The 9,512-nt window shown below is 69.1% G+C and carries 10 protein-coding genes and 1 pseudogene; 6 read left to right on the top strand and 5 right to left on the bottom strand.

The genetic code is table 11. From position 1 onward, the window contains the following. The first annotated feature begins 155 nt into the window (after positions 1–155). The 4 genes from ACF8ME_RS05365 to ACF8ME_RS05380 all read left to right on the top strand — a co-directional run bounded on the left by ACF8ME_RS05365 (position 156) and on the right by ACF8ME_RS05380 (position 3,787). On the top strand, positions 156–1,304 hold the full coding sequence (locus tag ACF8ME_RS05365) for a porin (RefSeq protein WP_016450572.1): 1,149 nt from the start codon (positions 156–158) through the stop codon (positions 1,302–1,304). A 47-nt stretch (positions 1,305–1,351) separates the two neighbouring features. Continuing rightward, positions 1,352–2,344, top strand: coding sequence for a tripartite tricarboxylate transporter substrate-binding protein (locus ACF8ME_RS05370; protein WP_074924056.1), 993 nt, complete (start codon positions 1,352–1,354; stop codon positions 2,342–2,344). A gap of 71 nt (positions 2,345–2,415) precedes the next feature. Continuing rightward, complete coding sequence (locus ACF8ME_RS05375; RefSeq protein ID WP_016453247.1) at positions 2,416–2,901, top strand: Rrf2 family transcriptional regulator; 486 nt, start codon at positions 2,416–2,418, stop codon at positions 2,899–2,901. Further along, positions 2,888–3,787, top strand: coding sequence for an NAD(P)/FAD-dependent oxidoreductase (locus ACF8ME_RS05380; RefSeq protein WP_392415574.1), 900 nt, complete (start codon positions 2,888–2,890; stop codon positions 3,785–3,787). The genes ACF8ME_RS05375 and ACF8ME_RS05380 overlap by 14 nt, the downstream gene beginning before the upstream one ends. 87 nt (positions 3,788–3,874) lie before the next feature. Here the strand turns inward: ACF8ME_RS05380 and ACF8ME_RS05385 are convergent, their stop codons facing one another. The 3 genes from ACF8ME_RS05385 to ACF8ME_RS05395 form a co-directional block, all read right to left on the bottom strand. Beyond that, positions 3,875–4,093 carry a hypothetical protein gene (locus ACF8ME_RS05385; protein WP_016450576.1) on the bottom strand — a complete coding sequence of 73 codons (219 nt, stop codon included), beginning with the start codon at positions 4,091–4,093 and terminating at the stop codon, positions 3,875–3,877. A gap of 61 nt (positions 4,094–4,154) precedes the next feature. Next, positions 4,155–4,967, bottom strand: a complete 813-nt coding sequence (blaOXA, locus tag ACF8ME_RS05390) for a class D beta-lactamase (protein ID WP_288898589.1) — start codon at positions 4,965–4,967, stop codon at positions 4,155–4,157. Between the two features lie 143 nt (positions 4,968–5,110). After that, positions 5,111–6,802: a long-chain fatty acid--CoA ligase gene (locus ACF8ME_RS05395; protein WP_034369151.1), complete on the bottom strand. Its 1,692-nt coding sequence runs from the start codon at positions 6,800–6,802 to the stop codon at positions 5,111–5,113. Positions 6,803–7,029: 227 nt separating this feature from the next. On the opposite strand from ACF8ME_RS05395, the gene ACF8ME_RS05400 reads away from it, so the two are divergent. After that, positions 7,030–7,569 (top strand): pyridoxamine 5'-phosphate oxidase family protein, encoded by a 540-nt coding sequence (locus tag ACF8ME_RS05400; protein ID WP_046241376.1) that lies wholly within the window; start codon positions 7,030–7,032, stop codon positions 7,567–7,569. Between the two features lies 1 nt (position 7,570). Here ACF8ME_RS05400 and ACF8ME_RS05405 read toward each other — a convergent pair whose 3' ends face one another. Both ACF8ME_RS05405 and ACF8ME_RS05410 read right to left on the bottom strand, forming a co-directional pair. After that, positions 7,571–8,074, bottom strand: coding sequence for a hypothetical protein (locus ACF8ME_RS05405; RefSeq protein WP_016450580.1), 504 nt, complete (start codon positions 8,072–8,074; stop codon positions 7,571–7,573). A gap of 2 nt (positions 8,075–8,076) precedes the next feature. Next, positions 8,077–8,979 (bottom strand): LysR family transcriptional regulator, encoded by a 903-nt coding sequence (locus ACF8ME_RS05410; RefSeq protein WP_392415577.1) that lies wholly within the window; start codon positions 8,977–8,979, stop codon positions 8,077–8,079. 257 nt (positions 8,980–9,236) lie between these two features. Here ACF8ME_RS05410 and ACF8ME_RS05415 point away from each other — a divergent pair. Then, positions 9,237–9,512 (top strand): annotated as a pseudogene (locus ACF8ME_RS05415) (hypothetical protein); the annotation flags it as partial.

Here is a 9,512-nt window from a genome sequence, read left to right on the forward strand (position 1 = left end):
AACGGTCACCTGAACGGCCCGCCCCCTCCGCCCCCATCCACCCCTTGTCCGCAGTCCCGCCCCCGGCGGGGCCGGGCCCCGCTGCGCCCGAGAAAAGGCGCGCGGACACCCACGCCAAGACGGCAACGATTTTTCAAACCAGAGGAGACATCACCATGAAAACCACCCCATCCCCGCGGACCCTGGCGGCCACCGCCGTGCTGGCCCTGGCCGGCTCCGGCGCCAGCTTCGGCGCCTTCGCGCAAGGCACCTCCAGCGTCACGCTCTACGGCATCGTCGATGTGGGCGTGGAGCACCTGAACAATGTGGCGGCGGGCGGCGGTCTCAGCCGCATGCCATCGACCACCAGCATGGTGCCCTCGCGCTGGGGCCTGCGCGGCAGCGAGGACCTGGGCGGCGGCCTCAAGGCCATCTACACGCTGGAGTCGGGCTTTGCGCCCGACCAGGGCACCTTCAACCAGGGCGGGCGCGGCTTTGGCCGCCAAAGCTGGGTGGGCCTGGGCGGCAACTGGGGCAGCCTGACCATGGGCCGCCAGAACTCCATGCTGTTCTGGTCGCTGCTGGACTCGGACATCATCGGCCCGGCCGTCTTCGCCATGGGCTCGCTGGACGCCTACATTCCCAACTCGCGCGCCGACAACATGCTGGCCTGGCGTGGCAACTTCGGCGGGCTGGCACTGGGCGCGGGCTACAGCTTCGGGCGTGACACCGTCAATGCCGGCCCCAGCCCGGCAGGCACCAACTGCCCGGGCGAGAGCGGATCGGACACGCAGGCCTGCCGCCAATGGTCACTGTACGCCAAGTACGACACACCGGCCTGGGGCGTGGCGCTGGGCTACGAGCAGCAAAACGGCCGCACGCCGGCCTCGTCCACCGACCCGGTGTTCGGCGGCATGAACTCCAGCGCCAAGCATGACGAGCGCCTGCACCTGGGCGGCTACTTCAAGCTGGCCGGCGTGAAGATCGGCGGCGGCCTGCTGCGCCGCGACAACGACGGCGACGCCGTCAAGCCACGCAGCAACCTGTGGTACGTGGGCGCCTCCTACCCGGTCACCGAGGCCCTGGTGCTCGAAACCCAGTGGCTCACGCTGCGCTACCGCGGCGTGTCGGGCTACGACTCCGACCTGCTGGTGGCACGCGCCATCTACAACCTGTCCAAGCGCACGGCGGTCTACACCCAGCTCGGCCACATCCGCAACGACCGCCTGGCGACCGTCTCGGTCAGCGGCGGCGCGCCGGGCAGCAACACCGCGCCGGGACGCTCGCAGACCGGCATCAACGTGGGCATCCGCCACATGTTCTGAGCCGCTTCCATCCGCCTGCCTTTCCCATATTCACCAGGAGACATCCCATGCAGATGCATCGCCGTCATTTCGTCCAGGCCCTGGGCAGCGCCGCCGCCCTGGGCTCGCTGTCACCGCTGCAAGCCCTGGCCCAGGCACTGGACCAGGTCAAGATCATGTACGGCTTTCCGGCCGGCAGCTCGGGCGACAGCGTGGCCCGCCGCGTGGCCGAGCGGCTGGGCAGCACGCCCTACAGCAAGGGCCCGGGCTTTGTGGAGAACAAGCCCGGCGCCGGAGGCCGCATCGCGGTGGAAGCCTTGAAGAACTCCCCGCCCAACGGTTCCGTGCTGGCACTGGCCCCCGTATCGGCCTTCTCGGTCTATCCCCACATCTACCCCAAGCTGACCTACAGGCCCGAAGACGCAACGCCCGTATCGATTGGCGCCGTGATCTACCACGGCCTGGCCGTGGGCCCCGCCGTGCCGGCCGAGGTCAAGACGCTCAAGGACTTCCTGGCCTGGGCCAAGGCCAACCCCGACCGCGCCAGCTTCGGCTCGCCGGGCGCGGGCTCCATGCCGCACCTGCTGGGCGCGCTGCTGGGCCTGCGCTCGGGCGTGGAGCTCAAGCACGCGCCCTATCGCGGCACCGTGCCCAGCATCACCGACCTGGTGGGCGGCCAGATCGCGGCCACCATGAACCCCAGCGGCGACTACCTGCAGTACCTGAAGGCCGGCCGCCTGCGCGTGCTGGCCACCTCGGGCAGGCAGCGCTCGCCCTTCCTGCCCGAGGTGCCCACCTTCACCGAGCTGGGCTTTCCCGATGTCACGGTGGAGGAATGGTTCGGGTTCTACGCGCCCGCCAAGACACCGGCCGCCACCATTGCCAACGCCAACGCGGCCATCACCGCCGCGCTCAAGGACAAGGCCGTGATCGACGGGCTGGCGGCCCTGGGCCTGCTGGCGCGCGGCAGCACGCAGCAGGAGATGGCCGCCGACCAGCAGGCCGAGTTCGAGCGCTGGAGTTCGCTGGTCAAGCAGATCGGGTTCACGGGCGAGTCCTGATGGCGCACCCGGACGGCAGGTCCATATCCCTTCGCGAAACAAGGCCACACTCATGCAACAAATAATGTTGCATGAAACAGAACAGCCAATTCTCGGACGTCCTGCATGTGCTGCTGCACATGGCCGAGGGCGATGGACCTGCCACCTCCGACATGCTCGCCGCCGCGCTGCAGACCAACCCGGTCGTGCTGCGCCGGCTGATGTCGGGCCTGCGCGATGCAGGCCTTGTCACCTCCGCCAAAGGCCATGGCGGGGGCTGGGTGCTGTCTTGCGAGCTGGACCGCACCACGCTGCGCGACGTGCATGAAGCCTTGGGCGCCCCTGATCTGGTGTCGCTGGGCTTCAGGGAAGACCGGCCCGAATGCCTGGTCGCCCAGGCCGTGAACGAAGCGCTGAGCAACGCGGTGCAGCAGGCCGAGGCCGCCCTGCTCGCGCGGCTGGGCTCGGTGACGCTGGCTGCCCTGTCCCAGGACTTCCATGCCCGCCTGGCGCGCCACCGCGCAGCGGGCGGCCAGGGCTGGTACCAACTGCAGGAGCACCAGCATGAAACACATTGATTTCGCCATCATCGGCGGCAGCTATGCCGGCCTGTCCGCCGCCCTGCAACTGGCGCGCGCGCGCCGCCAGGTGCTGGTGGTCGATGCCGGGCTGCGGCGCAACCGCTTCGTGGACCAGGCCGGCGAGACATCGCACGGCTTTCTCACCCAGGATGGCGTCGCCCCCGCCCAGATCGCCGCCCAGGCCCGGCAGCAGCTGATGGCCTACCCCACCGTGCAGTGGCTGGACGGCACGGCCGAAGTCGCCCGCGTGGCGCCCGATGGCCGGCTGGAGTTCCGTGCAGCGGGCACCGCCATCAGCGCCGCCCGCCTCGTCCTGGCGCCGGGCGTGCATGACAGCCTGCCGCCCGTGCCGGGACTGGCCGAGCGCTGGGGCCGCAGCGTCTTCCATTGCCCGTACTGCCACGGCTACGAGATGAATGCGGGGCGCATCGGCATCATTGCCAGCTCGGCCCTGGCCCATCACCACGCCGTCATGCTTCCCGACTGGGGCCAGACCACCCTGCTGCTCAACGGCGCCTACGCGCCAAGTGCCGATGAGCTGGCCGCCTTCGCACGCCGCGGCACACAGGTGGAGGCCACCCCCATCGCCCGCCTGGAAGGCCGGGCCGACGTGCTGCTGCAGGACGGCCGCCGCCTGGTCATGGATGGCCTGTTCACCCAGCCGCGCACCCGCATCGCCAGCCCCGTGGCCGAACAGCTGGGCTGCGCCCTGGAAGAAGGCCCCATGGGTCCCTTCATCAAGGTCGCGGAAGGCCAGGCCACCAGCGTCCCCAACGTGTTCGCCTGTGGCGACGCGGCCCGCGCGGCCGGCAACGTGGCCATGGCGGTGAGCGATGGCGCCATGGCCGGCATTGGCGCGCACCGGTCGATGATGGGATGGTGAACTGCGGCGCCCGCCCTAGAGCGTGCTATGCACTTTGATGTGCCCGTGAAAGCCGGGAAAGGGGTCCGGAACGAGGCGTAGCACGCTTTATCCGAAGACCGCGCCGCCCGCATCCAGCGCGGGCGGCCGCAGAAGATCGGCATTGACGCCCATGGCCTCGCTGGCCCGCTCCACGGCCTGCCAAAGAGGGGCGGGCATCTGCAGTATTTCCTCGGGGGAGTTCGCGCGGGCAATCCAGTCGCTGATCTCAACGTGCTGCTCGGGGGTGAGCAGGTCCAGGTTCAGCATTTCGTCAATGGTCTTCATCGGGTGTCGGTCTGTCGCTCGTGTGCGGAAGGTGTACGGAAAAGGAACGGCCCGTGCATTGTCAGCGGTCCACGGCAGGCAGTCGCTGCAGCAGGGCATCGCGGGCGCGCAGGCCGGCATTGGGCTTTTGCGCCTGCTCGTCCTGGATCAGCGTGGCGAACACCAGCCTGCGCTGGTCCTTGGTGGCCCAGCCCACGTACCAGCCATAGGCCCGGCTGGCGTCGTAGCGGTTGTCGCTGCCCGGCGAGCCCGTGCCCGTCTTGCCATGCACGGTCCAGCCGCCCACGGCCACTGGATGCCGGGTGATGCGCGCGGTCATGTCGATGGCTTGACTGTTCACGGGCAGTTCCCGGCGCACGATCCTGCGCATGAAGGCCACCTGCTCGGCCGCCGAGATGCGCAGCGAAGACACCACCCACACGCCGTTGTGGCCCGGGTCGGCCACTGGCACGGCAGAGACATCCTCGTTGCCATAGCGGAAGGCCTTCACGTAGGCGTCAAAGCGCTGCTGGCCCAGACGCATCACCACCTGCTGCGAGTACCAGAACACCGAGTCTTTCATCCACGCCTGGGGCGTGATATCGCGCCGCCAGGCATCGCCGCCCCAGTCCGGATACTCCGGTTGGTATGGCCACGCGGGCCGGGACTCGTCCTGCAGGATGCCGGCGTCATAGCCCATCAGGCTGATGGCGATCTTGAAGGTGGACGCCGGCGTGACCCGCTCGGCGCAGGCCGGGCCGCTGTGCACCAGGGACTGGCCCGTGTCGGCGTCGGCGACGAGGGTGCACAGTTCGTGCGCGACAACGGGGACGGGAACGGAAACCCCAAAAAAAGCTGCCACGGCCGTGGCAGCGGTCCCAGGAAATCTATGCATGTGCTGTGCGCTGCGGTGTTCGTATCTGGCGCGCGATCATAGATGCGCGCGCAGCCTTTGCAGAGCCCCTGCAGCAAACAGCCCCACGACGCCCTGGGCAAGCGCGTGTGGGACTTGCCCATGGATGGGAACTGCCCGCGGGGCTACGCCTGCGCCTCCTGCAACTGCCGCCACATCACCTTGCCGCTGCCGCTCTTGGGCAGGGCCTTGACGAACTCCACCACCTTGGGCGCCTTGTAGACGGCCATGTTCTCGCGGCACCACTGGATGATGTCCTCGGCCGTGGTGTCTTCCTTGCCGGCACGCAGCACGACGACGGCCTTGACCGACTCGCCCCGGTAGGCGTCGCGCGTGGAGATCACGCAGGCTTCCTGGATGGCGGGGTGGCGGAACATCAGCGACTCGACCTCGGCCGGCCAGACCTTGAAGCCGCTGGCGTTGATCATGCGCTTGAGGCGGTCGGTGATGAAGTAGTAGCCGTCCTCATCCACGTGGCCCAGGTCGCCGGTGCGAAAGAACCGCTTGCCGTCGATCTCCATGAAGACCTGGGCCGTGGCGTCGGGGCGCTTCCAGTAGCCGTCGAAGACCTCGGGCCCGTGGACCACGATCTCGCCCTGCTCGCCCTGGGGCACTTCGGCACCGGTGTCAGGATCGATGACGCGCGCCTCCGTGCTCATGAAGGGAATGCCCAGGCACTGCTGCTTGGGGTGCTCGGACGGGTTGCTGTGCGTGGGCGCAGCGGTCTCGGTCAGGCCGTAGCCCTCGCAAAAGCGCAGGCCGTATTGCTCCAGCAGGCGCTGGGCCACGGCCTGGGGCATGGCCGCGCCGCCGCCGCCGATGTACTTGAGGCTGGTGAGGTCGAACTGCGCGAAGTTGGGGCTGCCCAGCAGGTCGATGACCATGGTGGGGATGTTGGTCCAGCTGGTGACCTGGTAGCGCGAGATCAGCCGCCCGGCCAGCTCGCGGTCCCAGCGCGGCATGACCACCACGGTGGCACCCATGAAGATGGCCGTGTGCAGCACCGACACCATGCCCGTGATGTGGAACATGGGCACCACCGCCAGCACGACCGCCTCGCTGGTGCCGCTGCCCCAGTAGCTTCCCGCCACCGCGTTGTGGTTGATGGAGCGGTGCGGGTGCATGCAGCCCTTGGGGTGGCCCGTGGTGCCGCTGGTGTAGGGCAGCACGGCCATGTCGTCGCGGCCCACCACATGGGGCGGCGCAGCGTCGGTGCAGGCCAGGGCCTGCTGCCAGGTGTGGACGCTGCCGCCATCCAGCACAGCCGGCTCGCGCCGGGTGAGCAGCCAGTCGTGCCACTGCGCAGGCGGCGCATCGTCGCCCTGCACACCGGCATCGAAGGCATCGGTGAACTGGGTGACGATCAGGTGATCGAGCCGCTGGCCCGGCGCCAGCGCGTTGCTGGCCTTGGCCAGCTCGGGGGCCAGGTCGGCCGTGGTGATGGCGACCTTGGCGTCGGCGTCGGTGATGTAGTGCTTGAGCTCCTCGGCCATGTTCATGGGATTGACCGGCACCACCACGGCATTGGCGCGGAAGATGGCGTAGTGCGCCAGGATGAGCTGAGGCGTGTTCTGCATCAGCAGGATCACGCGGTCGCCGCGCTGCACGCCCAGGCTGTGCAGGTAGGCCGCCATGCGCTCCGTGCCCTCGCACAGCTCGCGGTAGCTGATGGAGCTGCCGAAGTAGCGGATGGCCGGCTTGTCGGGATAGCGGCGCGCGTTGACGGCCAGGTTCTCCCATACGCTGGTGGCGGGCACGGTGATGGAATGGGGCAGACGGCTGGGCCAGAAGGCGTGGTGCGCGGGCAGGGTCGACATGGACGGATGGGCGTTGAATGGTCGGTGAGTGGATCGGACGGCGGCAATCCGCCTTGCCAGCGAGGCTAGGCGCACACCCGGTTCCCGGCATTGGGGAAGGCCCCAGGGAATCGTCGCCAAAGTGACGCTTGAGCGCCCATGGCATACCGATGCCACCGCAACTCGCCTTGTGCTTTCGCAAGCCGGCCACGGGCACGCCACAAGTACGCCACGGGTACGATGGCGCCATGCCCTCCACGCCCGACATGCCCCACCTGTCCCGCCTGCAGCTGTCGCTGCGCGATCTGCTGGCCCGCCGCCGCAGCGCGGCCCTGGCCACCCAGCCCGCCGACTCCCCTGCCCCCGGGGCTGGCGATGCACTGCCCGCTCCCCGTCTGTCCATGGTGCCCTGGGCCTGGAATGCGCAGTTTGGCTGCTTTGTGCTGCACGTCAGCGCACTGGCAGCGCACACGCGGGCCATGGAACTGCACCCGGCCGTCAGCCTGCTGGTGTGCGCGGCCGAAGTGGACGGCGAGGGCGTGCATGCACTGGAGCGCGTGGCCATTGAAGGCGTGGCCAGCACACCTCCGCCCGGCAGCGTGCTGGCCGATGGCGCGCGCGACAGCTATGTGCTGCGCTTCCCCGAAGCCGCGTTCATGACCGATCTGGGCGACTTCCGCTTTGTCTGCATCACGCCATCCATCGCCCGGCACGTGGCGGGCTTTGGCGCGGCGCGCGATGTGTCGGCCCATGACCTGATCGAAGCACTGAGCATCCAGCCCAGCTGACTCACGTGCCCCGCACGTGGGCCGCGATCAGGGCGCCCGCCGCATCGCCCTGCCCCGCCACGCAGGCGCGTACATGGTCTTCCCACATCTGGCCCTGCTGCTCCACCTGGGCATGGACAAAGCGCTGCAGCATGCGCCGGGGATCGTCGCAGCGCTCGTAGGCATAGGGATCACCGCGCGTGCACAGCGCCTTGAACTGCAGCCAGGCCGCCTGCCGCGTGACGGGCATGCCCTGCAGGCGCTGCCACTGGTGCAGCAGCTCATGGGCAAAGATGCCTGCGATCTGCGGATGCGACAGGCGCAGCGGCTGGCGCGGATCGGACTGCATGAAAAAGGCACGCGGCATGAAGATGCGCCCGCCATTCATGGACAGCGCCCTGCGCGTGTCGCCCAGGCGGCGCAGATAAAGGCGCATGCGCGGCAGCAGCGCATCCAGCGAGGCACCGAAGTGCGTGCGCACAAAGGCCTGTTCCTGCGCATCGAGCGGCCGGCTCCAGAACACCATGCTCAGTCCCCCGGCCCCTGCCGATAGCGCCGTGCCATGAAATCCACGAAGGCACGCACGGCCGGGCGCAGATGCCGCGTGCGCGGATACAGCGCGTGGTAGCTGTACTGCCCCAGATGAAAACAGGGCAGCACCCGCACCAGCTGGCCGCGCTCGATGGCCGAGCGCACGGTATGCCAGGTCAGCGCCGCAATGCCCCGGCCTGCGCGTGCGGCCTCGAAGATGGTGGCCACCGAATCGGTGCGCAGCGCCGTGTGCGGCTGCACCTCGGTGACGGCGCCCTGCCCGGACACCACGCTCCAGCGCAGCTGGGCCGGACCCGCAGCAAAGGCCAGGGCGCGGTGCGCGGCCAGTTGCTCTGGCGCCTGCACCACCCCGTGGCGCATCAGATAGGCGGGCGAAGCCACCAGCACCAGAGGCGAATGCGTGAGCAGCCGCGCCTGCAGTCCACTGTCCGGCAATTGCCGGCTGATGCGCACGGCTGCATCCACGCCCTCGGCCACCAGATCCACCAGCCGGTCGGTGCACAGCAGTTGCAGCTCCAGATCCGGGAATTGCTGCTCGAACTCGGGCAGCCAGTCGCCCAGCTCGATGGCGCCCACGGCCAGCGGCAGCGTGATGCGCAGCACGCCCGCCACGCGTGCGCGGCGCACGGCCAGCGCGGCCTCGGCCGCATCGAGCTGCTCCAGCAACTGCACGCAGCTGAGGTAGTAGCTGCGCCCCGCCTCGGTCAGGCTCAGCCCGCGCGAATTGCGCTGCAGCAGCTGCGTGCCCAGTTCCGACTCCAGCCATTTGACATGGCGCGAGGCGGTCGAATGCGTCATGCCCAGCCTGTCCTGCGCCGCCGTGAAGCCCTGCGCATCCACTACGCCGCAAAACACCCGCATGGCCTGCCATCTGTCCATTGCCCGTGCACTCCTTTGGCGGGGATTGTGGGGCATGCGGGCGGCCGCATTCCGTTGCGCCACAGCCCCACGCCGGCCCCTTTTCCGCCCCATTCCTCCCTTTGGGCCGCAGAAACAGACTATTCCTAGAGACAAGCACGCCGCAGCTGCCTAGATTGACCGGCAACCCGGACACAGGCTTGCCTCCACCAGCTCCCCGCCAGACGCATGGCCGCCTCCTGCCCGAGATTCCTAAAAATCCCGAGGGAGAAACTCACATGCACCCACGGCACACGCTGCTGCGCAGCGCCTTGCTATGCATTGCCGCACTGCTGGCCCAGGCCACGCCCACCCTGGCGGCTGCCGCCCCCAACCTGGGCGGCGGCTCCAGCAAATGCGACCCCACCGTGCAAAGCTGCGCCCCCGGCACGGGCGGCGGCATCGACCTCGGCGGCGGCGGTGGCAGCTCGGGCGGCGGCACCTGCACCCCCACGCCCGGCGGCAGCCCCTGCGGCGGCGCCGGCCCCGCCACCCAGGGCAACTCCAGCAGCACC

It is taken from the genome of Delftia sp. WSY_7 (genome assembly GCF_043104845.1).
GTDB classification, from domain to species: Bacteria; Pseudomonadota; Gammaproteobacteria; order Burkholderiales; family Burkholderiaceae_C; genus Comamonas; species Comamonas tsuruhatensis.

Bases quoted from the DNA above. Each gene is read 5' to 3' on its own strand.
- ACF8ME_RS05365 (WP_016450572.1), top strand. From the start codon at position 156: ATGAAAACCACCCCATCCCCGCGGACCCTGGCGGCCACCGCCGTGCTG.
- ACF8ME_RS05370 (WP_074924056.1), top strand. From the start codon at position 1,352: ATGCAGATGCATCGCCGTCATTTCGTCCAGGCCCTGGGCAGCGCCGCC.
- ACF8ME_RS05375 (WP_016453247.1), top strand. From the start codon at position 2,416: ATGAAACAGAACAGCCAATTCTCGGACGTCCTGCATGTGCTGCTGCAC.
- ACF8ME_RS05380 (WP_392415574.1), top strand. From the start codon at position 2,888: ATGAAACACATTGATTTCGCCATCATCGGCGGCAGCTATGCCGGCCTG.
- ACF8ME_RS05385 (WP_016450576.1), bottom strand. From the start codon at position 4,093: ATGAAGACCATTGACGAAATGCTGAACCTGGACCTGCTCACCCCCGAG.
- blaOXA (WP_288898589.1), bottom strand. From the start codon at position 4,967: ATGCATAGATTTCCTGGGACCGCTGCCACGGCCGTGGCAGCTTTTTTT.
- ACF8ME_RS05395 (WP_034369151.1), bottom strand. From the start codon at position 6,802: ATGTCGACCCTGCCCGCGCACCACGCCTTCTGGCCCAGCCGTCTGCCC.
- ACF8ME_RS05400 (WP_046241376.1), top strand. From the start codon at position 7,030: ATGCCCTCCACGCCCGACATGCCCCACCTGTCCCGCCTGCAGCTGTCG.
- ACF8ME_RS05405 (WP_016450580.1), bottom strand. From the start codon at position 8,074: ATGGTGTTCTGGAGCCGGCCGCTCGATGCGCAGGAACAGGCCTTTGTG.
- ACF8ME_RS05410 (WP_392415577.1), bottom strand. From the start codon at position 8,979: ATGGACAGATGGCAGGCCATGCGGGTGTTTTGCGGCGTAGTGGATGCG.